The 24,080-nt window shown below is 60.5% G+C and carries 24 protein-coding genes; 12 read left to right on the forward strand and 12 right to left on the reverse strand.

The features are described from left to right. Positions 1–82: 82 nt before the first annotated feature. Positions 83–796 carry a response regulator gene (locus DFS28_RS23715; protein ID WP_111451690.1) on the forward strand — a complete coding sequence of 238 codons (714 nt, stop codon included), beginning with the start codon at positions 83–85 and terminating at the stop codon, positions 794–796. Further along, positions 793–2,403: an ATP-binding protein gene (locus DFS28_RS23720; RefSeq protein ID WP_033055243.1), complete on the forward strand. Its 1,611-nt coding sequence runs from the start codon at positions 793–795 to the stop codon at positions 2,401–2,403. The genes DFS28_RS23715 and DFS28_RS23720 overlap by 4 nt, the downstream gene beginning before the upstream one ends. Positions 2,404–2,528: 125 nt before the next feature. Here DFS28_RS23720 and DFS28_RS23725 read toward each other — a convergent pair whose 3' ends face one another. Together DFS28_RS23725 and DFS28_RS23730 are read right to left on the reverse strand one after the other, a co-directional pair. Beyond that, positions 2,529–3,254 (reverse strand): 4'-phosphopantetheinyl transferase, encoded by a 726-nt coding sequence (locus tag DFS28_RS23725; protein ID WP_218281371.1) that lies wholly within the window; start codon positions 3,252–3,254, stop codon positions 2,529–2,531. Positions 3,255–3,411: 157 nt separating this feature from the next. Further along, the gene (locus tag DFS28_RS23730) at positions 3,412–4,203 is read right to left on the reverse strand and encodes a dienelactone hydrolase family protein (RefSeq protein WP_111451692.1); all 792 of its coding nucleotides are present in this window, start codon (positions 4,201–4,203) and stop codon (positions 3,412–3,414) included. A gap of 148 nt (positions 4,204–4,351) precedes the next feature. On the opposite strand from DFS28_RS23730, the gene DFS28_RS23735 reads away from it, so the two are divergent. The 3 genes from DFS28_RS23735 to DFS28_RS23750 all read left to right on the forward strand — a co-directional run bounded on the left by DFS28_RS23735 (position 4,352) and on the right by DFS28_RS23750 (position 7,186). Then, positions 4,352–4,954: a hypothetical protein gene (locus DFS28_RS23735; RefSeq protein ID WP_111451693.1), complete on the forward strand. Its 603-nt coding sequence runs from the start codon at positions 4,352–4,354 to the stop codon at positions 4,952–4,954. Between the two features lie 211 nt (positions 4,955–5,165). Beyond that, a complete protein-coding gene (locus DFS28_RS23745; RefSeq protein WP_054054836.1) occupies positions 5,166–5,843 on the forward strand; it encodes a response regulator in 678 nt (225 codons plus the stop codon). Further along, complete coding sequence (locus DFS28_RS23750) at positions 5,840–7,186, forward strand: ATP-binding protein (protein WP_111451695.1); 1,347 nt, start codon at positions 5,840–5,842, stop codon at positions 7,184–7,186. The genes DFS28_RS23745 and DFS28_RS23750 overlap by 4 nt, the downstream gene beginning before the upstream one ends. 134 nt (positions 7,187–7,320) lie before the next feature. Here the strand turns inward: DFS28_RS23750 and DFS28_RS23755 are convergent, their stop codons facing one another. Continuing rightward, entirely contained in the window at positions 7,321–8,319 is a 999-nt protein-coding gene (locus tag DFS28_RS23755; protein ID WP_111451696.1) for an AraC family transcriptional regulator, read from the reverse strand. 339 nt (positions 8,320–8,658) lie between these two features. Between DFS28_RS23755 and DFS28_RS23760 the strand changes: the two genes are divergently transcribed. Both DFS28_RS23760 and DFS28_RS23765 read left to right on the forward strand, forming a co-directional pair. Beyond that, positions 8,659–9,993, forward strand: a complete 1,335-nt coding sequence (locus DFS28_RS23760; protein WP_111451697.1) for a dicarboxylate/amino acid:cation symporter — start codon at positions 8,659–8,661, stop codon at positions 9,991–9,993. A gap of 144 nt (positions 9,994–10,137) precedes the next feature. Next, positions 10,138–11,319 carry a CaiB/BaiF CoA-transferase family protein gene (locus DFS28_RS23765; protein ID WP_111451698.1) on the forward strand — a complete coding sequence of 394 codons (1,182 nt, stop codon included), beginning with the start codon at positions 10,138–10,140 and terminating at the stop codon, positions 11,317–11,319. Positions 11,320–11,439: 120 nt separating this feature from the next. On the opposite strand, the gene DFS28_RS23770 is transcribed toward DFS28_RS23765, so the two are convergent. Beyond that, positions 11,440–11,934, reverse strand: coding sequence for a SprT family zinc-dependent metalloprotease (locus DFS28_RS23770; RefSeq protein ID WP_111451699.1), 495 nt, complete (start codon positions 11,932–11,934; stop codon positions 11,440–11,442). A gap of 158 nt (positions 11,935–12,092) precedes the next feature. After that, positions 12,093–12,695, reverse strand: coding sequence for a Yip1 family protein (locus tag DFS28_RS23775; protein WP_033055256.1), 603 nt, complete (start codon positions 12,693–12,695; stop codon positions 12,093–12,095). Between the two features lie 370 nt (positions 12,696–13,065). Here DFS28_RS23775 and ttcA point away from each other — a divergent pair, with 370 nt between their 5' ends. Continuing rightward, positions 13,066–13,890, forward strand: coding sequence for a tRNA 2-thiocytidine(32) synthetase TtcA (gene ttcA, locus DFS28_RS23780; RefSeq protein ID WP_008147982.1), 825 nt, complete (start codon positions 13,066–13,068; stop codon positions 13,888–13,890). Positions 13,891–14,016: 126 nt separating this feature from the next. Further along, on the forward strand, positions 14,017–14,691 hold the full coding sequence (locus DFS28_RS23790) for a DNA-3-methyladenine glycosylase I (protein WP_111451700.1): 675 nt from the start codon (positions 14,017–14,019) through the stop codon (positions 14,689–14,691). Between the two features lie 99 nt (positions 14,692–14,790). On the opposite strand, the gene DFS28_RS23795 is transcribed toward DFS28_RS23790, so the two are convergent. Genes DFS28_RS23795 through arsC form a run of 3 tightly spaced genes read right to left on the reverse strand, consistent with a single transcriptional unit; the run spans position 14,791 to position 16,164 of the window. Next, the gene (locus DFS28_RS23795; RefSeq protein ID WP_111451701.1) at positions 14,791–15,216 is read right to left on the reverse strand and encodes a DUF2069 domain-containing protein; all 426 of its coding nucleotides are present in this window, start codon (positions 15,214–15,216) and stop codon (positions 14,791–14,793) included. A gap of 1 nt (position 15,217) precedes the next feature. Beyond that, positions 15,218–15,814: an NAD(P)H:quinone oxidoreductase gene (gene wrbA, locus DFS28_RS23800; RefSeq protein WP_111451702.1), complete on the reverse strand. Its 597-nt coding sequence runs from the start codon at positions 15,812–15,814 to the stop codon at positions 15,218–15,220. Beyond that, complete coding sequence (arsC, locus tag DFS28_RS23805) at positions 15,811–16,164, reverse strand: arsenate reductase (glutaredoxin) (protein WP_111451703.1); 354 nt, start codon at positions 16,162–16,164, stop codon at positions 15,811–15,813. The genes wrbA and arsC overlap by 4 nt, the downstream gene beginning before the upstream one ends. Before the next feature lie 114 nt (positions 16,165–16,278). Here arsC and DFS28_RS23810 point away from each other — a divergent pair, with 114 nt between their 5' ends. Then, positions 16,279–16,746 carry a TlpA disulfide reductase family protein gene (locus DFS28_RS23810; protein ID WP_111451704.1) on the forward strand — a complete coding sequence of 156 codons (468 nt, stop codon included), beginning with the start codon at positions 16,279–16,281 and terminating at the stop codon, positions 16,744–16,746. Positions 16,747–16,986: 240 nt separating this feature from the next. On the opposite strand, the gene DFS28_RS23815 is transcribed toward DFS28_RS23810, so the two are convergent. The 4 genes from DFS28_RS23815 to DFS28_RS23830 form a co-directional block, all read right to left on the reverse strand. Then, a complete protein-coding gene (locus DFS28_RS23815; protein WP_111451705.1) occupies positions 16,987–17,391 on the reverse strand; it encodes an META domain-containing protein in 405 nt (134 codons plus the stop codon). Then, complete coding sequence (locus tag DFS28_RS23820) at positions 17,391–17,825, reverse strand: hypothetical protein (protein WP_111451706.1); 435 nt, start codon at positions 17,823–17,825, stop codon at positions 17,391–17,393. The genes DFS28_RS23815 and DFS28_RS23820 overlap by 1 nt, the downstream gene beginning before the upstream one ends. Before the next feature lie 77 nt (positions 17,826–17,902). After that, complete coding sequence (locus tag DFS28_RS23825; RefSeq protein ID WP_111451707.1) at positions 17,903–18,895, reverse strand: 2-hydroxyacid dehydrogenase; 993 nt, start codon at positions 18,893–18,895, stop codon at positions 17,903–17,905. 21 nt (positions 18,896–18,916) lie between these two features. Then, the gene (locus DFS28_RS23830; RefSeq protein ID WP_111451708.1) at positions 18,917–21,670 is read right to left on the reverse strand and encodes a response regulator; all 2,754 of its coding nucleotides are present in this window, start codon (positions 21,668–21,670) and stop codon (positions 18,917–18,919) included. A gap of 214 nt (positions 21,671–21,884) precedes the next feature. Here DFS28_RS23830 and DFS28_RS23835 point away from each other — a divergent pair, with 214 nt between their 5' ends. Both DFS28_RS23835 and DFS28_RS23840 read left to right on the forward strand, forming a co-directional pair. Further along, positions 21,885–22,607: a response regulator transcription factor gene (locus tag DFS28_RS23835; RefSeq protein ID WP_111451709.1), complete on the forward strand. Its 723-nt coding sequence runs from the start codon at positions 21,885–21,887 to the stop codon at positions 22,605–22,607. Next, entirely contained in the window at positions 22,594–24,024 is a 1,431-nt protein-coding gene (locus tag DFS28_RS23840; protein ID WP_111451710.1) for a sensor histidine kinase, read from the forward strand. Before DFS28_RS23835 ends, DFS28_RS23840 begins: the two co-directional genes overlap by 14 nt. Positions 24,025–24,080 lie beyond the last annotated feature (56 nt).

The raw sequence follows: 24,080 nt of genomic DNA on the forward strand, positions 1-24,080 counted from the left end.
ATGCATTCTTATCCTCCCCAATCATTACAAAAAGACGGGCGGATCCTTCCTTATTAAGTGTTGTTGGCAAGCAGAGGTCACCGTGGAGCAAGACAACTGGCAGGTATTGATTGTCGAGGACGACCAGCGTCTGGCCGAACTGACCCGCGACTACCTGGAAGCCAATGGTCTGCGCGTATCGATCGAGGGCAACGGCGCCTTGGCCGCGGCACGGATCATCAAGGAGAAACCGGACCTGGTGATCCTCGACCTCATGTTGCCGGGTGAAGACGGACTGAGCATTTGCCGCAAGGTCCGTGACAAGTATGACGGCCCGATCCTGATGCTCACCGCCCGCACCGACGACACCGATCAGATTCTTGGCCTGGACCTGGGTGCCGACGACTACGTGTGCAAACCGGTTCGCCCCCGTCTGTTGCTGGCGCGCATCCAGGCCTTGTTGCGACGCAGTGAAGCCCCGGAAGTGGCGCCGGAAAAACAACGGCGTCTGCAGTTCGGTCCCTTGGTGGTCGACAACGCATTGCGCGAAGCCTGGCTGAACGACAACGGCATCGAACTGACCAGCGCCGAGTTCGACCTGCTCTGGCTGCTGGTGGCCAACGCCGGGCGCATCCTGTCCCGGGAAGAGATTTTCACCGCGCTGCGCGGCATTGGCTATGACGGCCAGGACCGTTCCATCGACGTGCGCATCTCGCGCATTCGCCCCAAAATCGGCGATGACCCGGAGCATCCGCGGCTGATCAAGACCATCCGCAGCAAAGGTTATCTGTTCGTTCCAGAAGCCTGCACGCTGTGAACTCGATCTTCCTGCGTATCTATGGCGGCATGTGCGCGGCGCTGATTCTGGTGGCGGTACTCGGCGTGCTGGCCTTGCACCTGCTTAACCAGGTGCGCGGCGAGCAATACCGCGAACGCCTGGCCCACGGCACGTTCTCGCTGATGGCCGACAATCTGAACCCGATGAACGAAACCGAGCGCCACCGTGCCTTGCTGGTGTGGGAGCGGTTGTTGGGAATTCCTCTGGCGCTGAAGACCTTTGCCCAAACCGACCTCGACCTCACCCAGCGCACCCGCGTGCTGCACGGTCAGGCGCTGGTGGAACAAACCGGTCCGCACGCGGCGAAGGTCTATCGATTGGTCAGCGACAAGGAACAGCTGGTGCTGACCGGCGAAGTCCAGCAGATCAGCGAACAACTGGCCCGGGCGACTATTTACCTGCTGGCCGATGAACTGGTGCGCTACCCGGTGGCCGAGCAACCCGAGCGCCTGGCGCAGTTGAAGCGCGATAAAGGGTTTGGTTTCGACTTGCGCCTGGTGACGATCGAACAGGCGGACATGGACGAAGACCAGAGTCGCCGGGTGTCCGAGGGCGACACGGTGATGGCGCTGGGCAAGGGCGGCGATTCGATCCGGGTGTTTGCCGGCATGGTCGGTACGCCGTGGGTGCTGGAAATCGGCCCGTTGTATCAGATGAATCCTTATCCGCCGGAGTGGCTGGTGCTGATCGCCGCCCTGGGTTTGAGCCTGATCGGTTTGATCGTCTATCTGTTGGTACGGCAACTTGAGCGCCGTTTGCGTGGTCTGGAAGCGGCCGCCACGCGCATCGCCAAGGGCAGCCTGGAAACCCGCGTGCCGGCACGCGGCGCGGACTCGGTGGGACGGCTGGCTTCGGCGTTCAACGGTATGGCCGAGCACTTGCAGCAGTTGCTGGCGATTCAGCGTGAGCTGGTGCGCGCTGTGTCTCATGAGCTGCGCACACCCGTGGCGCGATTGCGTTTTGGTCTGGAAATGATCGGCTCGGCCACCACGCCGCAGGCGTTGGAAAAGTACTGTGAAGGCATGGACCACGACATCGAAGATCTCGATCGCCTGGTGGACGAGATGCTCACTTACGCACGACTGGAGCAGGGTTCACCGGCGCTGAATTTTCAGCGGATCGATCTGGATGCGTTGGTCAATCAGGTGATCGAAGAATTGGCTCCGTTACGCGCCGAGGTCACGGTGCAGCGCGGTTTGTGTTTGTCTGCCGCTGACAATGACGACGCTTGGGTCGAGGCCGAGCCGCGCTACCTGCACCGAGCGTTGCAGAACCTGGTGAGCAACGCCATGCGCCATGCTCAATCACGGGTGACCGTCAGCTATCAGGTCGGGCAGCAGCGCTGTCGGGTGGATGTCGAGGATGACGGACCGGGCGTGCCGGAAACGGCCTGGGAGAAGATCTTCACGCCATTCCTGCGCCTCGACGACAGCCGTACCCGCGCCTCCGGTGGGCATGGGTTGGGGTTGTCCATCGTGCGGCGAATCATCCATTGGCATGATGGCCGGGCGTTGATCAGCAAGAGCAAAAGCCTGGGCGGGGCGTGTTTCAGTTTGAGTTGGCCGAGGAATCAGGAGAAGCGGTGAGAGGTGCGGTGGATGAGCTACCGCTTTCGCGAGCAAGCCCGCTCCCACAGGGGATTTGCGTGAGACATAGATCCAATGTGGGAGCGGGCTTGCTCGCGAAGAGGCCGTCCCAGGCCCCACAAATGTCAGGCCTTGATACTGACCAGACTCAACAACTGCCCATCTATGACCCCGAACTGCGCATCCAGCTCAGTGCCATTGCACCATTCGCTGGACAGATCCGTCAGCAACCGCAGCCGCACTTCACCGCGCTCGGTCCACTCCAGCACTTCAGCGTGCTCGAAATAGAAGCGCTGCTGAACGATCGGATACAGCGCCTTGAACAGGCTTTCCTTCACCGAAAACGTCAGGGTTACCAGCATCGCCAACTGATCGCGACGGCCCGCGGTCATGCGTTGCAACTCGGGCGGCGTGAGGATTTCCCCGGCCAGTCGCTCGGCCCGTTCAGGGTTGAGCAGGTTCTCCAGGTCCATTCCCAGGCCGCGCCAGTGGGTTTTCTTCGCGACAATCGCCGAGGCCCGGCCGGTGCTGTGGGTGATCGAGCCGGTGATGTGCGTCGGCCATACCGGTGCCCGGTCTTCGCCGATAGCCGGGATAAAGCTCAGCCCCTCCAACTGTTGCAACGCCGCCCGAGCGCAAACCCGCCCGGCGAGGAACTCCGCCTGACGCTTGGCGACCGAACGCTGGATAGTGGGCGGCGGCTCGATGGCGCTGCGCTGGAAATCATCGCTGGCCAGTTGCGAGGTATCGAAGTGCGTGCTCAACAGCACCGTATCGGGCAGCGCAATCGGCAGCGGCCAATGGGCATCGAGTGGGGTACAACAGACGGGTAGGGCGGGGGCGCGATTCATGTGGGGCATTTTGCCGGGTTGCTCTCAGGCTGGGTAGCCCCACACTGATCGTTCCCACGCTCTGCGTGGGAATGCCTCAAGGGACGCTCCGCGTTCCAATGGGACGCAGAGCGTCCCGGGCTGCATTCCCACGCAGAGCGTGGGAACGATCATCGTGTCAGCCAAAGATTTTTTTGAAGAACGCCTGCATATCCGCCCAGGATTTTTCATCCGCCGCTTTGTTATAGCCAATATCCGGCCCGGCATGATCGCCATGGCTCAGACGATCCGCATCAGGATTACTGAACCCATGCTTGGCACCTTCAAGACTGACAAATTTATAGTCAGCCCCGGCCTTGTCCATTTCGGCCTTGAACGCCGCAACGTTATCCGCCGTTACCATGCTGTCCAGAGCGCCATGTTCGACCAGGATCTTGGCTTTCACGCTACCCGGTGTGGCAGGCGTCTTGGTCGCCAGCGCGCCGTGAAAACTCACCACGCCCGCCAGCGGCAAACCCTGACGTGCCGCATTCAGTACCACTGCACCGCCGAAGCAATAACCGATAGCGGCGATTTTGTCCGGATCGGTTTGCGGCTGTTTCTTCAGCAGATCGAGCCCGGCCTGAAAGCGCGCGCTCGCCGCACCACTGTCTTTCAACGCGGCCTGCATGAAGGCCATGGCGTCCTTGGGATGCTCAGTGTTTTTGCCATCGCCATACATGTCGATGGCCAGTGCGCTGTAGCCCAGACCGGCGAGATCACGGGCGCGGCGCTTGGTGTACTCGTTGAGCCCCCACCATTCGTGCACCACCACAACGCCAGGGCGTGCGCCTTTGATGGCGTCGTCATAGGCGAAATAGCCGATCATTTTGGTGCCGTCAGTACTTTGATAGGGGATTTCCTGAGTCTTGATGGCGGCTTGAGTCAGCCCGCTCAAGGCCAGCAAGACGAAAGCGAGAAACATGCGCATGGTCGGATCTCCTGACAGAAAAGTCGTCAAAAACAGCTGGGTCGATCTGGTTCAGCTTAGGTTCAGAGAGCGTTCAGGGGGAGTTCAGGGCCAGGTGAGTAACCTTGCCCCGTACCCAAATAGCACATAGCGCATAAGGAACTCTCCTATGACTGGCTTCAAAAAACTGCTCCTGGCTTTCACTGTCTTGACCGCGAGTACCGCGGCTTTCGCTTCCGACGACAATTTCGCCAGCCTTACTTTTGGACAGACCAGCGACAAGGTCAAAAAGTCCCACGCCCTGAACGACAACCTCAACAGCCCGAACGCCGACGGCGTGATCGGCAAGGACAACACCTGGGGTGCGCGTCTGGGCCGGCAAAACAGCGAGGGCCGCTACTACGCCACTTACGACAATGTGTCGGGCTCTCACAATGGCATTAAACTGCGTCAGGAAAACCTCCTGGGCAGCTACGATCTGTTCTACCCGGTGGGCGGCAGCACCAAGCTGTTCGGTGGTGCCACAGCCGGTTTGACCAAAATGACTCAGGATTCGCCAGGCTTCAGCCGCGATAGCGACATCGGTTACGCCATCGGCGGCCAGTTGGGTGTCCTGCAACAGGTTTCGCAAAACACCTCGGTGGAACTGGGTTACCGTTACCTGCGCAGCAACGCCAGCACCGAGATGAGCGAGCGCGGTGGCAGCAAACAAGGTTCGCTGGACCTGACCAGCAGCGCCCAGACCTACCTGTCGGCGAACTACGCTTTCTGATAAGTAATGCCAGTCGGTTAAGCGCAGAACCTGTGGGAGCGGGCTTGCTCGCGAAGACGGCAGCACAGTCGACATTGATGTCGCCTGACACACCGCTTTCGCGAGCAAGCCCGCTCCCACAGGTTCTGCGCTTGACTGACTGGCGTCGCACTGTCAGGCATAGAGATGGAAAACGTGCTGCTGGAGATAACGATTTGCGTAGGAGAGCGTTATGAAACTGCTGGTCGTCGAAGATGAAGCGCTGTTGCGCCATCACCTGCAAACCCGCCTGACGGACAGCGGCCATGTGGTCGAGTCTGTGGCCAACGCCGAAGAGGCGCTGTACCAGACCGAGCAGTTCAACCATGACCTGGCGGTGATCGACCTCGGCCTGCCGGGCATGGGCGGGCTCGACCTGATTCGTCAGCTGCGTTCGCGCGGCAAGACCTTCCCGATCCTGATCCTCACCGCCCGCGGCAACTGGCAGGACAAGGTCGAAGGCCTCGCCGCCGGCGCCGACGATTACGTGGTCAAGCCGTTCCAGTTCGAAGAACTCGATGCCCGGCTGAACGCGTTACTGCGCCGTTCCAGCGGTTTCACCCAGTCGACCATCGTCGCCGGGCCGTTGCTGCTGGACCTCAATCGCAAACAGGCGTCCCTCGATGATCAACCGCTGGCGCTGACCGCTTACGAGTATCGGATCCTCGAGTACCTGATGCGGCATCACCAGCAAGTGGTGGCCAAGGATCGCTTGATGGAGCAGCTCTACCCGGACGACGACGAACGCGATCCGAACGTGATCGAAGTGTTGGTCGGCCGTCTGCGCCGCAAACTTGAAGGCCCGGCCGGCTTCAAACCGATCGATACCGTGCGTGGCCTCGGCTACCTGTTCAATGAGCGCTGCACTTGATTCGTTCCCTACGTGTCCGTTTGATGCTCGCCGCCACGATCCTGGCGGTGTTGTTCATGCTGGCGTTGCTGCCGGCGATGCAGGGCGCGTTCAGCCTGGCGTTGCAGGATTCCATTGAGCAGCGCCTGGCGTCGGACGTCACCACGCTGATCTCCGCCGCGCGTGTGGAAAACAACAGCCTGCAAATGCCAGCGCAGTTGCCCGATGAGCGCTTCAACCTGACCGACAGCCGTTTGCTCGGCTACATCTACGACCGCGAAGCTCACCTGGTGTGGCGCTCGAAAGCCACCCGCGAAGAGAAGATCAACTACAAACCGCGTTACGACGGACGTGGCAACGAGTTCGCCCGAATTCGTGAGGCCGATGGCCAGGAATTCTTCGTCTATGACGTCGAGGTCAAACTGCTCGGCGGCAAGAGCGCGGCGTTCAGCATCGTCGCGCTGCAACCGGTGCGTGAGTACGAAGCCACGCTCGAAGGCCTGCGGGAAAATCTCTACCTCGGATTCGGTGCCGCCTTGCTGGTGTTGCTCGCGCTGCTGTGGATCGGCCTGACCTGGGGCTTGCAGGCGTTGCGCCGGCTCAGTCAGGAACTGGACGAGATCGAAAGCGGCACCCGCGAAAGCCTCAGCGAACAACACCCGCGCGAACTGCTGCGCTTGACCGGTTCCCTCAACCGCTTGCTGCACAGCGAGCGCGAACAACGCAGCCGCTATCGTGATTCCCTCGACGACCTGGCCCATAGCCTGAAAACCCCGCTGGCCGTGCTGCAAGGCGTCAGCGAAGACATGGCCCGGCGTCCGGCCGATCGTGATCAGGCCTGGGTGCTGCAAACCCAGATCGAACGCATGAGCCAGCAGATCAGCTATCAACTGCAACGCGCCAGCCTGCGCAAAAGCGGTCTGGTGCGCCACCAAGTGCGCCTGCAACCCGTGCTGCAAAGCCTGTGCGACACCCTGGACAAGGTCTACCGCGACAAACGCGTGCGGGTCGCCTTCGATCTGCCGGCGCAGTGTTACGTGCCGATCGAGCAGGGTGCGTTGCTGGAAATGATGGGCAACCTGCTGGAAAACGCCTATCGCCTGTGCCTCGGCGAAGTACGCATCAGCGTGCGCGAAAGCCTTGGCGGGATTGAGTTGTGCGTTGAGGATGATGGTCCGGGAGTGCCGCCGGATCAGCGAGCGCGGATTCTGCAGCGGGGCGAGCGGCTTGATCGTCAGCATCCGGGGCAGGGGATTGGTCTCGCGGTGGTCAAGGACATTATCGAGAGCTACAGCGCCAAGTTGACGCTGGGAGATTCACCGATGGGCGGAGCGGCGTTCCGGATTCATTTTCCGGTGGTTTGACCGCGCGTAACCGATCGTTCCCACGCTCCGCGTGGGAATGCCTCAAGAGACGCCCCGCGTTCCAGCTCTGGAAAGGGACGCAGAGCGTCCCGGGCTGCATTCCCACGCAGAGCGTGGGAACGATCAGTGCACCTTCAGTTCTCTTGCGCGCGGTAGGCCCCCGGCGTCAACCCGGTCCATTTCTTGAACGCCCGGTGAAACGCTGAAGGCTCTGAAAATCCCAACTGCTCGGCAATCTGCTGCAACGACAAATCCGCCCGCCCCAGGTGATAGATCGCAATGTCCCGGCGCAGTTGATCCTTCAATTCCTGAAAACTCGACCCTTCCTCCCGCAAATGCCGACGCAACGTCTGCGGGCTGATGTGCAAGTGCGCGGCCACCGCTTCCAGGTCCGGCCAGTGTGAACTGTCGCGGCTGAGCAACCTTCGCAACTGGCTGCTCAAACTGTCGCCGTCATCCGGGCGCGACAACAGGTCGGCGGGGGAGTGTTCGAGGAAATGCTTGAGTGTCCGCTCGTCCTGCAACAGCGGCATGTCCAAGTAACGACTGTGAAACAGCAGGCTGCTTTGCGCCGTGGAAAACGCCAGAGGGCAGGGGAACAGCAAGTCGTATTCGGCGCCGTGCTCGGGTTTCGGGTAGCTGAATGTCGCCTGTTCCAGGCGAATGCGCTGGCCGATCAGCCAACTGGCGAGGCGATGCCACACCATCAGTTGGCTCTCGGTGAGGAAGTGATCCGGGTCCCGGAACTGCGAATCGTCGAGGCTCAGGCGGATCATGTCGTCTTCGCGGGTCAGGGTCAGACGCGGACCGTCGGGGAATAAGCTATAAAACAATAAGCCGCGATGAAGTGCTTTCTCCAGATTGCGGCAGTGGATCACCGCATGGCACATCATCGCGAAACTCCCGGTTTTGCTCGGGACCGGCCCGAAGCCCAGGTATTCGTCGTCCAGTGCCAGCCACAGTCCCTGGATCAATCGGGTGAACTGTTCAGGCGCGATTCTCGCTCGTGGTTCTTCAAGCAACTCGGCGCTGATGCCCAGTTGTTGCAGCAGGTTTGAAGAGTCATAACCCAGCCGGCGTGCGCCACCGAGGGCGGCACGGGCGAAATGACTGGCGATGGTGCGTTCGCGCATAGAAGGCAAGTCCGTCCATTGAACGGCGGATGGTAGCCGTGGTGCCTGATGATGGACAAGGCGGATATCCGCCAATTTGTAGGACGAGGTCTGGTCGATGGGCGGAAATCCGCCACTTTACCGTAACCGCTTGGTGACAAAGAAAAACCTGCAACCCTTGATGTCAAAAGACTTGCTGGCGATTTGACGAAGGTGGCACGGGCCTTGCGATACAACCTGTAGATGCCTGCCGTTGCGCAGCTCGACAAAACAAATCCCTCCAGTGCAGGAGGGTTCGCAATTGAAGTGCCTTTGGCAACAGATGGATGTTGTCACCGGGCACTCTTGAGGAACTTTGCAATGACGACTCGTCAGCCACTGTACAAATCCCTGTATTTCCAGGTGATCGTTGCTATTGCCATCGGCATCCTGCTCGGTCACTTCTACCCGCAGACCGGTGTCGCCCTCAAGCCGCTGGGTGACGGGTTCATCAAACTGATCAAAATGATCATCGCCCCAATCATCTTCTGCACCGTCGTCAGCGGTATCGCGGGCATGCAGGACATGAAGTCGGTCGGCAAGACCGGCGGTTACGCGCTGCTCTACTTCGAAATCGTTTCGACCATCGCATTGCTGGTGGGTCTGGTGGTGGTCAACATCGTGCAGCCGGGTGCCGGCATGCACATCGACGTCGCTACGCTGGATGCCTCCAAAGTCGCTGCTTATGTGGCAGCCGGTGCTGATCAAAGCGTTGTTGGCTTCCTGTTGAACGTGATCCCGTCCACCATCGTCGGCGCGTTCGCCACAGGCGACATCCTGCAAGTGCTGATGTTCTCGGTGATCTTCGGTTTCGCCCTGCATCGCCTGGGTGCCTACGGCAAGCCGATCCTGGACTTCATCGATCGCTTCGCCCACGTGATGTTCAACATCATCAACATGATCATGAAGCTCGCGCCACTGGGTGCTTTGGGCGCCATGGCCTTTACCATCGGTGCCTACGGTGTTGGTTCGCTGGTGCAACTGGGTCAATTGATGGCGTGCTTCTACATCACCTGCCTGGTGTTCGTGCTGGTCGTGTTGGGTGGTATCGCTCGCGCTCACGGCTTCAGCGTGTTGAAAGTGATCCGCTACATCCGTGAAGAACTGCTGATCGTGCTGGGTACTTCTTCTTCGGAATCGGTACTGCCACGCATGCTGATCAAGATGGAACGCCTGGGCGCGCAGAAATCCGTTGTGGGTCTGGTGATCCCGACCGGTTACTCGTTCAACCTCGACGGTACGGCGATCTACCTGACCATGGCGGCGGTGTTCATTGCTCAGGCAACCGACACCCACATGGACATCACTCACCAGATCACCCTGCTGGTGGTGTTGCTGCTGTCCTCCAAAGGCGCTGCGGGCGTGACCGGTAGTGGCTTCATCGTGTTGGCGGCCACCTTGTCCGCCGTTGGCCACTTGCCGGTGGCCGGCCTGGCGCTGATCCTCGGTATCGACCGCTTCATGTCCGAAGCCCGTGCCCTGACCAACCTGGTCGGTAACGCTGTTGCCACCCTGGTTGTGGCCAAGTGGGTCAAGGAACTGGACGTCGACGTGATGCACGCCGAACTGGCTTCTGGCGGTCGCGGTATCTCCGACGAGCCTAAAGACGATGTTCTGGGCCACGTCGAAGAGGCAACCCCAAGCAACGTCAAATAAGACGGCTGCACTGAAAAAACCCGCTTCGGCGGGTTTTTTCATGCCTGGGATTTGAGCGCAACGGTCAGCGCATCTGACGCATAAGGTGATTGCTGCAATGCCATTGGCTGCCTAGTCTGGAGGCATCGTTTACGGAGAACGCCCATGCTCGGTCCACTGGCATCACTCAAGGTTCTGGATTTCTCGACACTGCTGCCGGGGCCGTTCGCCTCGTTGTTGCTGGCTGACATGGGCGCCGAGGTGCTGCGCATCGAATCGCCAACGCGCATGGACCTGCTGCGGGTTTTGCCGCCTCACGATCAGGGCGTTTCCGCCAGCCACGCCTACCTCAATCGCAACAAACGCAGCCTGGCGCTGGACCTCAAGCAGCCTGAGGCGCTGGAGGTGATCAAGCAGTTGCTGCAGGACTACGACATCGTGCTGGAGCAGTTCCGCCCCGGCGTGATGGAGCGATTGGGCCTGGGTTATGAAGCCTTGAAGGCGATTAATCCGAAACTGATTTACGTGTCGATCACCGGTTACGGCCAGACCGGCCCCTACAAGGACCGCGCCGGCCACGACATCAACTACCTGGCGCTGGCGGGGCTGGCGAGCTACACCGGCCACGCCGACAGCGGGCCGTTGCCGTTGGGCATGCAAGTGGCGGACATCGCCGGTGGCTCGTTGCACGGAGTGATCGGGCTGCTGGCGGCGGTCATCGCCCGGCAGCAAACCGGGCAGGGGCAGCATCTGGATGTGAGCATGACCGACTGCGTGTTCAGCCTGAACGCCATGGCCGGTGCCGGGTATCTGGCCTGTGGCGTGGAGCCGGGAAGGGAGGAGCAGATGCTCAACGGTGGCAGTTTCTATGACTATTACCGTTCTCGCGATGGGCGCTGGTTCTCGGTGGGCAGTCTAGAGCCTGCGTTCATGAAGCAACTGTGCGCAGCGCTGGGGCTGGAGGAACTGGAAACCTTGGGCTTATCGCCGGAACCGGCCTTGCAACAGGCGCTGAAGAACGCGCTGAGGATTGAGTTCGAGACCCACGATTTCGCCGAGTTGTGCGCGTTGTTTGCCACGTTGGATGCGTGTGTCGAGCCGGTGTTGAGTTTGAGCGAAGCGGTGCGGCATCCGCAGTTGAAGGCCCGGGCGCTGGTGACCGAAGTGCCGCGTGGTGACGGGACGACTCAGGCGCAGATGGCGTGTCCGTTGAAGTTTTCGCAAGGGTTGCCCGAGCCGCGGCATATCGGCGCGGCCATAGGGCAGCATACGGATCAGGTGTTGGAGGAGTTGGGGTATAGCGCTGAGCGGATTGCGCAATTGCGGCGTGCCAGGGTGGTTGTTTAGCGCCTGTCAGGACGCCTTCGCGAGCAAGCCCGCTCCCACAAGGGATCTTCGGCGTGACATAAATCCAATGTGGGAGCGGGCTTGCTCGCGAAGAGGCCAGCACAAGCACAGAAAATCTAACTACTCGACCCGCATTTCCCCACTGAACACCAACGTACTCCGGCACCGCCGACACAGATACCGCCGCCCCTGTCTCACCAAACCATGGCGCTGGGCCGAAAACGGGAAGTCGCTGTCGGGGCACGGGCATTTGTAAATGTAGCGGGTCATGCTGCGGCGTTTGACGTCATAGGTGTGGCAGCGGTTGGGCGGCAGCTCGTACACACCGCGCATGATCAATTGCCACTCTTCGCCATGGGGCTGGATGCGGTCGCCGAACAGTTGATGGGCGATCAGGTGCGCCACCTCGTGGGCCACGGTTTGTTTGAGGAAGTCTTCGGTATTTTCCCGGTACAGCTGTGGATTGAAGCGCAGCAGGTTCTCGTGCAAATGCGCGATACCGGCTTTTTGCCCGCGCAGCTTGAGGCTCACCACGGGGCGTTTGAAAGGTCGTTTGAAAAAGGATTCGGCTAGTTGGTAACAGTCTTCGACGCGGGTATTGAGTTGCTCGGGCATGCTTGATGGATCTCCAGAGACGTCGAGTATGCCGCAACCCTCGGGACTTGCGAATCGCTCAGGCGCCGAATGGTCGTCACCGTTTTCTATCCTTGAACATTAGAAGGCCGCCTTGCGGCGGCCTGTGTTGGCAGATCTTGTTTTTGGGTGAAGTGTTGCTAATTCGTATAGACCGGCCCCACGCCGAGTCCCCAGACAATGACCGTGAACGCCATGATGGCCACCAGCACCACCAGGCCTACCGCAAGCACCGAACTCGAAAACAGAAATCCCTCGTCTGATGGAATGCTCATGAAAGTGGGTAGCCCCACATACAGCAGGTACACCGTGTAGCAGATGGCCGCGGTGCCGACGATCATCCCAAGCCACATGTGTGGGTACAGCGCCGCCAGACCGCCGATAAACAGCGGTGTCGCGGTGTAGGTCGCAAATGCAACGCAGCGTGCCAGGCTCGGGTTGGCGTCATAGGTGCGAGCCATCCAGTGGATGAACGCGCCCATGACCGCCACACCGCCGAGCATCGCCAGGTACGACATGACCGTCATCCATATCGCGCTTTCCACCGTCAGCATCACCGGTGCGCGACTGCCAATGACCCAGCCGACCTGAGTGGTGCCAATAAACGCCGACACCGCAGGGATCGCCGCCAGAATCAGGGTATGAGTGAGATACATGTGGCTGATGCTTTCCTCCTGGTCGCCACGAATCTCTTTCCATTCTTGGTCAGGGTGGGTGAAGAGCCCCACTACGTGATGGATCATGCCAGTCACTCCTCTTGTTTTTACCGTCGCCCCCCAGCGGAGCGCCTACGGGCCAAAGTGGCCGGGTAAGGAAAGGTCTGGATTAGTGTGCGACCTTATGTCGCAGTATAGAAAGGTCTTAACGACGCAGGTTGCAGGGCTTTAGAGCAAATTGCGCTGTAAACCCCGCTGCTAATCGCCGCAGGATCTGTCACCGACCCCCTGTGGGAGCGGGCTTGCTCGCGAAAGCGGTGTGTCAGTCGAAACAATATTGCTTGACACACCGCTTTCGCGAGCAAGCCCGCTCCCACAGGGGATAGGGGGCTCTTCGCCCGTGACCGGTTTTTGCGTAAAATGCCGGCCTTTCGTCACACCTCACGGATTTCGCGTCATGGGCACTCTTACGGTCAACCAGAACAAACTGCAAAAGCGCCTTCGCCGCCAGGCCGGTGAGGCTGTTGCCGATTTCAACATGATTGAAGACGGCGACAAGGTCATGGTCTGCCTGTCCGGTGGCAAGGACAGCTACACCATGCTCGACGTGCTGTTGCACTTGCAGAAGGTCGCCCCGATCAAGTTCGAGATCGTGGCCGTGAACATGGACCAGAAACAGCCGGGCTTCCCTGAGCATGTGCTGCCGGCCTACCTCAAAGAGCTGGGCATCGAGTACCACATCGTCGAGAAAGACACCTATTCGGTGGTCAAGGAGCTGATCCCGGAAGGCAAGACCACCTGTTCGCTGTGCTCGCGCCTGCGTCGCGGCACGCTCTACACCTTTGCCGACCAAATCGGTGCGACCAAGATGGCCCTCGGTCATCACCGCGACGATATCGTCGAAACCTTTTTCCTGAACATGTTCTTCAACGGTTCGCTCAAAGCCATGCCGCCGAAGCTGCGCGCCGACGATGGCCGCAACGTGGTGATCCGTCCGCTGGCCTACTGCAACGAAAAAGACATCCAGGCCTACTCGGACTTCAAGCAATTCCCGATCATCCCGTGCAACCTCTGCGGCTCCCAGGAAAACCTGCAACGCCAGGTGGTCAAGGACATGCTGCAGGAATGGGAACGCAAGACGCCAGGCCGGACCGAAAGTATTTTCCGCAGCTTGCAGAACGTGATCCCGTCGCAGCTGGCGGACCGTAATCTGTTCGATTTCACCAACCTGCGTATCGACGAAACCGCCGCTTCACGGTTCGTCAACGTAGTCAACCTCTGACACAAATTGTGTGGGAGCGGGCTTGCTCGCGAATGCGGTGTGTCAGTCGACATCAATGTTGAATGACACACCGCATTCGCGAGCAAGCCCGCTCCCACAGGTTTTTCGTTAACCTCAGGAGAGGGCATGCGCGATTACAAGTGGCTGCACGAATACTGTCTGAACCGCTTCGGTTCGGCAGCTGAACTGGAAGCCCATCTGCCCGTTCCGAAAACCCCGGCGCAATTGCGCAACATCAGCGACGACCGCTACCTCTCGACCATGGCGCTGCGCGTCTTCCGTGCCGGGCTCAAGCACAGCCTGGTGGACGCCAAATGGCCGGCGTTCGAAGAAGTGTTCTTCAAGTTCGACCCTGAGAAAGTCGTGCTGATGAGTGCCGAACACCTTGAGCGTTTGATGCAGGACGCGCGGATCATTCGTCACCTGGGCAAACTCAAGAGCGTGCCGCGCAACGCGCAGTTCATTCTGGATGTGGCGCACGAGAAGGGCAGCTTCGGCGCGTTGATCGCCGATTGGCCGGTCACGGATATCGTTGGGTTGTGGACCTGCCTGAAAAAGCGCGGTCATCAATTGGGCGGCTTGTCGGCTCCGCGGTTCTTGCGGATGGTGGGCAAGGATACGTTTGTGCCGAGCTACGACGTGGTCGCGGCGTTGAATGCACAGAAAATCGTCGACAAGGTGCCGACCAGCCTGCGGGATCTGGCGTTGGTACAGGATGTGTTTAACCAGTGGCATGAACAGAGTGGTGGGCGGGCGATGAGCCAGATATCGATGATGCTGGCGTACACAGTGAATCATTGAGACCGAGTCGCGCCCTTCGCGAGCAAGCCCGCTCCCACAGGGGATTTGTGGACGACGCAGATCCAATGTGGGAGCGGGCTTGCTCGCGAAGGCGTCAGATCATGCGACGGAGATTTCGCCTTCACCCGCCAACTTGCGGTTCAACTGAAACCGCCACCGCACATACAGCAGCGCCGAGCAGAACACCGCCAGGCTCGCGCCCATCTCCAGCAAACCAAACAACTGTCGGTTCGGGTCATACGCCGCCAATGCGCCCTTGATGAAATACAGGTTCACCACAAAACACATCCATGAATGCCCGCGCGCACTGCCGATAATCATCCCCGGCGCCAGTAACAGCAGCGGCACCAGTTCGATTAGCAGAATCACCCACGGCCGGGCGCCGTGCAGGTCGGCGACCACCAGGTAGTAGGCGCACAGCAAACCCACCAAACCGAAGTAGCACAGCAGGCTGATGACGCGCATCGCTCGGACCCGCGGTTCGAGCCATTCGATGGAGGGCAAAATCTTCGGCTTTTTGGCCACGTCAGTTCCCCAGTTTCTGTGCAGTCTTCGCCAGGCGCAGGCCCAAGGCCCGACACAGCGCGACTTCATGTTCATTCAAACCACTTTTGCCGTCCGCCCCGGCGTGATGGCTGGCGCCGTAAGGCGTGCCGCCGCCACGGGTTTCCAGCAGGGCCGATTCGCTGTAAGGCAGGCCGGTGATCAGCATGCCGTGGTGCAGCAACGGCAACATCATCGACAGCAGCGTGGTTTCCTGACCACCGTGCAGGCTCGCGGTGGAGGTGAAAACCCCGGCTGGCTTGCCCACCAGAGCGCCGGTCAGCCACAGGTTGCTGGTGCCGTCGAGGAAGTACTTGAGCGGCGCCGCCATGTTTCCGAACCGGGTTGGGCTGCCCATGGCCAGGCCCGCGCAGTTCTTCAAGTCGTCGAGGCTGGCGTACAGCGCGCCTTCGTCGGGGATGTCCGGCGACACGGCTTCGCATTCGGTCGAGATCGGCGGGACCGTGCGCAACCGGGCTTCAAGGCCCGCCTGCTCGACGCCCCGGGCAATCTGCCGGGCCATTTCATTGGTCGAGCCGCTGCGGCTGTAATACAGAACCAGAATGTACGGCGCACTCACGGCAGCAGCTCCAGCACATTTTCCGGCGGCCGGCCGATGACGGCTTTGTCGCCGACTTCCAGAATCGGTCGCTCCATCAGTTTCGGGTTGGCGGCAATGGCGGCGATCAATTGCGCCTCGCTGAGGCTGCTGTCGGCCAGGTTGAGGGTTTTGTACTCGTCCTCACCGGTGCGCAGCAGTTGCCGGGCGCTGATGCCGAGCTTGGTCAGCAGGCTCTGGATTTGCGCCGCGTCCAGCGGGGTATCCAGGTAGCGGACCACCGTCGGGGTCAGGCCACGGGCTTCGAGCAGTTCGAGCGCACCGCGGGATTTCGAGCAGCGCGGGTTGTGATAAAGCGTCAGATCGGTCATGTGCGGTTCGCATCTTGCGTAAGGTGACGGCTATTCTAACTGTGCTGCGCGTAATCCAGAACCTTGGGAGGCGATGGGTCGCAGGCGCATTCAATTTTGAACAAGGAATACGACATGACTAGGCGACTGGCAGCGGCATTGGCGATCATCGGTGCGTTATTGCTGGGGGGCTGTGGTAACGACTATGGCATCGACCAGAGCGGCCAGAAAGTCGCCGCCGAACGTCTGGACAAACAATGGCTGGTGCTCAATTACTGGGCTGAATGGTGCGGGCCGTGCCGGACCGAGATCCCGGAATTGAACGCCTTGGCCGATCAACTCAAGGCCAGGAAGATTGGTGTGTTCGGGGTCAACTTCGACAATGTGCAGGGTGAAGAGCTGAAAAGCGCCAGTGAAAAACTGGGTATCAAGTTCACCGTGCTGGCTTCTGATCCGGCCGATCTTTTCGAGTTACCGCGCAGTGAGGCGTTGCCGGTGACTTACATCATCGATAACAAGGGCAAGGTACGGGAACAGTTGATGGGTGAGCAGACGGCGGCGGGGGTGATGGCGAAGCTTGAGGCGTTGCAGGCGAAGAATTGAAAGTCGCGGTGGGGATCTGAATGTTGTGTTGGTTTTTAGATCCAGCCCCTCACCCCAGCCCTCTCCCCACGGGGGAGAGGGGAAAGGGAGCAGATTGGGGGCTTTTCAACGCCGGAGTTCGACTCGGACTTTCAGGTCGATGTAACTGGAAAGAACAACTCGGTTAGTCCCCTCTACCCCCTGGGGAGAGGGTTAGGGTGAGGGGTGGATCGAACTGACGAAACACATTTGAACAGCCAATCAACCCTCTTCAAGCCACCAGCGCAACGGCTTGCCTTCTGCCGGCCAGAAGCGCATCTGGTCGATCGGCGAGACGTCCCAGCGCTGAACGTTTTCCAACGCCTGGAGGAAACGCTTTTCCTGCTCCATCAGCGCTGGCGCACACAGTTTGCGGGTGCTGCCAACCTTGCCGAAGCTCAGCTTGTCGCCTTCCAGGGTGTACGGCGCGAACCAGTGGTTACAGCCGCCATTGCCGTAGGCCCGACCGTCTTCACCGAGGGTGACGGTCAGGTGGCTGTAATCCATCAACGGACGTTCGCCAATCCACTCCAGAATGTAGCTGCGGTTTTGTTGCAATTGCACCGGCTCGGCGGCGCAGCCCAGCAGGCTGGCGCCAACCATAGTGGTCAGAGCGAGGCGTTTCATCACGCGGGCTCCTGGCATTTCGGGCACAGGTGCTTCTCGCCAACCGTGGTCCAGCCCAGGTCGGCGATCCGTGCGGTGGCAGCAGGCTTTTCAGCCTTGTTGCCCAGCTTGGCATCGACCGCGAACTCGAAGCTCAGCTCTTTGGCGCAGCTGTCGCAGTTGACTTTCCAGGTGTGGATCGCCAGTTCGCCGAACACCGGACCACTGGCCACCGCGACCCATTGGCCGGGCGGGTTGATCAAGTGGCGGACCGTTTCGACGGTCAGGCGCATGGACAAGTCCTTGGCGCCTTTAAGGGTCACTACCAGCACGTCGTTGTTACGAATCGAGCCGCCGTTGCCGGTGACTTGATAACGCCCCGGCACAAGGGCGCGGCATTCGGTGAGGGTGTGTTGCGGGTTCATCAGGCTATAGCGGAAATCGTGTTCGACCATGGGTCCTCCAAATATGCGCGGCATGCTAGCACGGACATCAGCGCAGCATGGCGCGGGCGTATGACCTTCGATCTGGTTCAGTCACCCTTTACCAGATTCGCAGGCGCGCCGGCCGCCCAAGCGGCGATGTTCTGCAGGGTGGTCGCGGCAATCGCACCCAGGGCTTCGCGGGTCAGGAAGGCCTGGTGAGCGGTGATGATCACGTTCGGAAAGGTCAGCAGCCGTGCCAGCACATCGTCCTGCAGCGGCAGGTCGGAACGGTCCTCGAAGAACAGCTGTGCTTCCTCTTCATACACATCCAGCCCCAGGTAACCCAACTGACCGTCCTTCAACGCATCGATCAGCGCCGGCGTGTCCACCAGACCACCGCGGCCGGTGTTGATCAGCATCGCACCGGCTTGCATGTGCGCCAATGACTCGCGATTGATCAAGTGTTTGCTTTGTTCGTTGAGCGGGCAGTGCAGGCTGATGATCTGCGACTCGGCCAGCAGTTCCGGCAGGCTCAGGTAACGGGCGCCGAGGGCTTCGACTTGCGGGTTGGGGAAGGGGTCGTACGCCAGCAATTGGCAGCCAAAGCCGTTCATGATTTTCGCGAAGGTCGCGCCGATCTGCCCGGTGCCGACCACGCCGACGGTCTTGCCCACGAGGTCGAAGCCGGTCAGCCCGTGCAGGCTGAAATCCCCTTCGCGCGTGCGGTTGTAGGCGCGGTGCAGGCGCCGGTTGAGCGCCAGGATCAGTGCCACCGCATGTTCCGCCACCGCGTGGGGCGAGTAGGCCGGGACGCGCACAATCGCCAGCCCCAAACGCTTTGCCGCTATTAGGTCGACATGGTTGTAACCGGCCGAGCGCAGGGCGATCAGGCGTGTACCGCCCGCAGCCAGGCGTTCGAGCACCGGCGCGCTGAGGTCATCATTAATGAAGGCACAGACCACTTCGTGATGCTCTGCCAGCGCCACCGTATCAAGGCTCAGTCGCGCCGATTGAAAGTGCAGTTCGATGCCGGCCGGTAGCTCGGCACAGAGAAAACTGTCGCGATCGTAGGTCTGGCTGCTGAAAAGAATCGTACGCATGCGGTCCTCCTGGAATGTACATCAAGCATTTATACGGGCATGAGCGGCCAGGCGATTGATGGCCCGGTCGAGGTCTTCCAGCGCGCTGGGGGCTTTGGGGTCTTGTTGCTTGAGCAGGGTTTCGCTGCGCTGGCAGGCGGCGCGCAGTTGCGGGACGCCGCAATAACGGGTCGCGCCGTGCAGGCGATGGACACGCTCGATCAGGGCGTTGTGGTCGTTGGTTTCCCGGGCGAAACGAATCGCCTCGCGGTCGGCTTCCAGCGACGCCAGCAGCATTGCCAGCATGTCCGCCGCCAGATCAGCCTTGCCGGCAGCCAGGCGCAAACCTTCTTCGTGATCGAGTACCTGCAACTCATGACCGCCACCGTGGCTGTCGCTGGAGCGCTCCGGCCCATGATTGCGCAGCGCCAGGCCGGTCCACTTCAGCACCACCTGGGCCAGTTGCCGTTCGCTGATCGGTTTGGTCAGGTAATCGTCCATGCCGCTTTGCAGCAGCGCGCGTTTTTCGTTGGCCATGGCGTGAGCGGTGAGGGCAACGATCGGCAGCGGCGTGCAATGCCGTTCACTTTCCCACTGGCGAATCGCTTCAGTGCTTTGCCGCCCGTCCATGCCGGGCATCTGAACGTCCATCAGCACCAGGTCGAAGGTTTCGGTCTGCACCGCCTTGACCGCTGCGTAGCCGCTTTCCACCGCGAGGACTTTGGCGCCCATGTCCTCGAGCAGGGTTTGCACCAGCAGCAAGTTGGCCGGGTTGTCGTCGACACACAGCACCTTTGGCGCGCGGCTGGACACCGGTTCGCCGGGTTCGCTGCGGTGCTGGCGCGGGTTGACCAGGTCGGACAAGGCCCGCCGCAGCTTGCGGGTGCAGGCCGGTTTGGCCTGGAGCTGGCTGTGCGGGTTGGGCACCGAGAGGTGGAACAGTGTCTGTTCGGTGGTCGGGCACAACACCAGCACCTTGCAGCCCAGGTGTTCGAGGTCCCAGATGTGCTGGTTGAGGCGCTCTGGCGGCATGTCGTTGCTGGTGATGCCGAGCACTGCCAGGTCGATCGCCTGATCGGTCTGATGCGCGCCGGTCACGCCATTGGTCAGGCTTTCCAGCGTATTGAACGGAGTGACTTCGAGGCCACAGTCTTCCAGTTGATGCTGCAACGCCTGACGGGCCAGTTCGTGATTTTCCAGCACCGCCACCCGACGCCCGAGCAACGGCGGACCGGGCAGGTCTTCGGCGTCGTCGCGGGTTTTGGGCAGGCTCAGGCTGATCCAGAATTCCGAGCCTTCGCCGGGGGTACTGTCGACACCAATCTCGCCACCCATCTGTTCGATCAGACGTTTGGAAATCACCAGCCCCAAGCCAGTGCCGCCCGGTTGCCGGGACAGCGAGTTGTCGGCCTGGCTGAAGGCCTGGAACAAGGCACGCACGTCCTGGTTCGACAGCCCGATGCCGGTGTCTTGAATGCTGATGCGCAGTTGCACGCTGTCTTCGTGCTCTTCTTCAAGCATGGCGCGGGCGACGATGGTGCCTTCGCGGGTGAATTTGATCGCGTTGCTGACCAGGTTGGTGAGGATCTGCTTGAGCCGCAGCGGGTCACCCACCAGCGACAGCGGCGTATCGCGATAAACCAGGCTCACCAGCTCCAGTTGCTTGGCATGGGCGGCCGGGGCGAGGATGGTCAGCGTGTCCTGGAGCAGGTCGCGCAAGTTGAACGGAATATGGTCGAGCACCAGTTTGCCAGCCTCGATTTTCGAGAAGTCGAGAATCTCGTTGATGATCCCCAACAGGCTGTCGGCGGACTTTTCGATGGTGCCCAGATAGTCGAGCTGGCGCGGGGTCAGCTCGCTTTTTTGCAGCAAATGCGTGAAGCCGAGTATGCCGTTGAGCGGCGTGCGGATTTCATGGCTCATGTTGGCCAGGAACTCGGATTTGATCCGGCTGGCTTCAAGGGCTTCCTTGCGCGCCAGGTCCAGTTCGATGTTCTGGATCTCGATGGTTTCCAGGTTCTGGCGCACGTCTTCGGTGGCCTGGTCGATGCTGTGCTGCAATTCTTCCTGCGCGTTTTGCAGGGTGCCGGCCATACGGTTGATGCCGGACGCCAGTGTGTCCAGCTCCTGGCTGCCGAGGGGCGGCAGACGGGTTTCCAGATGACCGTCCTTGAGTTGCGCCACCGCTTGCTTGATCTGGCTCAGCGGCCGATTGATGCTGCGGCCCATGCGTAACGCCAGCAGCGCCGCACCGGCCAGCCCTGCGCCGATCAGCAACAGGCTGGCGAACAGGCTGCGGTAACCGCGCAGCAGCATGCCGTTGTGGGACAGTTCAAGTTCGACCCAGCCCAACAGGCGATCGGCTTCGTCGGGAATCAAATCACCGGCCAGATTGCGGTGCTTGCCGAACACCGGCAGCAAGTAACGCGTCGCGTCATTGCCGCTGCGGCGCAGCATCTGCGAACTGTTGCCGATCGGCGCCTGATTGAGCATGGTCGGGCCGGCATGGGCCAACAGGGAACGGTCGGGGGCGAGGAACGAAACGGCGCGCACGTCCGGTTGTTCCAGCGATTGGGTGGCAATGCGTTCCAACAGCTCGGTGTTCTTGTGGCCCATGGCCGGGGCCACCAGGGGCGCCAGTTGTTCGGCGATCATCTCGCCACGCTGCATGAGCTGGGTTTGCAGGTCGGATTGCTGCATCCAGGTGAAATAGCCACCCAGAACCAAGGCCATCAGGCTGGTCGGCAACAGGGTCAGCAATAGCACGCGGCCTTTAATTCCCAGTTTCTTGAGCACGCATCTCTCCTGCATCCAGCGATTTAATGACCTGCACGTACGTCCAGCACGCGCCACCTGCGCAGTGTAGCGATTTGCAGGCGGGCAATCTTCGTAAAATTGATGTCGGCATTCGTCGGCAGGATCGCCACTTTTACCTCACGGGCAAACCTTGTGTTGCCCGCAGCAAGGCAATCTTGAATAATCCACAACTGAGAATTATTTGCAGATAGTCATGACTCCCATCGCTGCTGGACACCCTCGTATCCTGTCTATAGAAGACGACCTCGTACTCGGTGCTTATGTTCATGAACACCTGGGACGTTGCGGCTTTCAGGTGACGTGGTGCCAGAACGGTCTGGAAGGCTTGACCATCGCCCGCCAGCAAGCCTTCGATGTGGTGCTGATGGATATTCTGCTGCCGGGCCTGGACGGGCTGAATGTACTGACGCAATTGCGCCAGAGCCATTCCACCCCGGTGGTGCTGATGTCGGCGCTCGGTGCCGAGGCGGATCGCGTCAGTGGTTTTCGCCTGGGCGCCGATGACTACCTGCCCAAACCCTTCAGCATGGTCGAGTTGCGGGTGCGCATCGAAGCGATCCTGCGACGGGTCGCGCTCGACCGCCGGCCAGCGCCGGCACCGATTGCGCCTTCGGCGGACAGCCTGCGTTTCGACGATGAAGGCTGTGATGTCTTTTATGGCGAACACGCTGCCGGCCTGACCCGCAGCGAATATCGGTTGCTGGAAACGCTGAACCGCAATGGCGATGAAGTCCTGAGCAAAGCCTTCCTTTACCAGCATGTGCTGCAGCGCGGTTACGCGCCCCATGACCGCAGCCTCGACATGCATATCAGCCAGATCCGCCGCAAGCTCAAGGCCGTCGGTTACCTCGAGCGCGAAGTGCGCACGGTGTGGGGCAAGGGTTACGTATTGAGTGCGGTCGATGAAGTGGACTGACCTGCCGGGCAGGCATTCGCTGTTCTGGAAACTGGCGTGTTTGTTGGTGGCGTTCTGTCTGCTGATGATCTGGCTCAGTTGGTCCTGGGGGCGCTATATGGAACAGAAAAACCTGTTCCTGTCCGACGAGGCACGGGGCACGCTGATGCGCTACGCCGCCGAGGCCGAGCAGGTGTGGAATGAACGCCAGAGTGCGGGTATCGATGCCTGGTTGCACAGCGTCGGCCGTCGCGAGTCGACATGGGTCGGTGTGATTGGCGGCGATTTGCAGTCATTGAGCAGTTACCCGCTGACGGAAAAAGAAACCCGGCGCCTGACCTTTTTACGCGGTCTGGATTGGCCGACGAGTCGCCATACCAAAGGTTTGCCGTGGTTGAGAGTGCCTTTTCCCAAGGATCCGTCCGCTGGCAGCCTGGTGATCGAACTGCCCCAGCGTTTCGTGCCTGGCCGTTACCGGATGTTCTGGCGGGTGATCACCAACGCGGTGATTCCCGGGTTGTTCACCTTACTGCTGTGCGTCGGTCTGTATCGGTTGCTGGTCGTGCCTTTGAACAGTCTGCGCGAACAGGCCAATGCCTGGCGTGCCGACCCGTTGAACGTGCGGTTGTCGAGCCGCATCACCCATCGCCCGGATGAGCTGGGTGAACTGGGCCGGGCCTTCGATCACATGTCCGAGCGCCTGCAAAGCACGGTGGCCCTGCAACAACAACTGCTGCGCGACCTGTCCCACGAATTGCGCACGCCACTGAGTCGCCTGCGGGTGGCCAGCGAAAGCGAGCAGGGGTTGACCCAATTGCGCGAGCGCATTGGCCGAGAGGTCGATGGCATGCAGCGTCTGGTCGAAGACACTCTGCAACTGGCCTGGCTCGACACCGAGCGCACTCGGTTGCCCGACGAATCGATCCAGGTTCAGGCGTTGTGGGAAATGCTCACGGAAAATGCCTGCTATGAAAGTGGCTGGCCGGCGAGCCAGTTGCAGTGTGCGGTGGATTCGTCCTGCTGGGTGCGCGGCCATCTCAATACGTTGGCTCAAGCGCTGGAAAACATCCTGCGCAATGCCATTCGTCATTCACCGCAGGGCGGCGTTGTGCGTCTGGGTGGGCAGCGCGATGGTGACTTCTGGCAGGTGTGGCTGGAGGATGAGGGCGGCGGGGTGGCTGATGAAGATCTGGAACGGATCTTCTCGCCGTTCATCCGACTCGACGGATCGCGGCCGGGGGATGGTGGATTTGGCTTGGGGTTGAGCATTGCGAGGAATGCGGTGCAGCGTCAGGGCGGACGGCTTTGGGCTGAGAATACCGGGGCGGGGTTGCGGCTGAATATGCGGTTATTGGCTGATGGAAGTGTTGACTGTCAGACTGCTTTCGCGAGCAAGCCCGCTCCCACATTAGAGGTGTGTCGAACACAAAGTGTGTGATCAACCTCGGACAAATGTGGGAGCGGGCTTGCTCTGGGCGGCGTTCCGACGAAGAG

The organism is Pseudomonas sp. 478 (assembly GCF_003254125.1).
Classification (GTDB): Bacteria; Pseudomonadota; Gammaproteobacteria; order Pseudomonadales; family Pseudomonadaceae; genus Aquipseudomonas.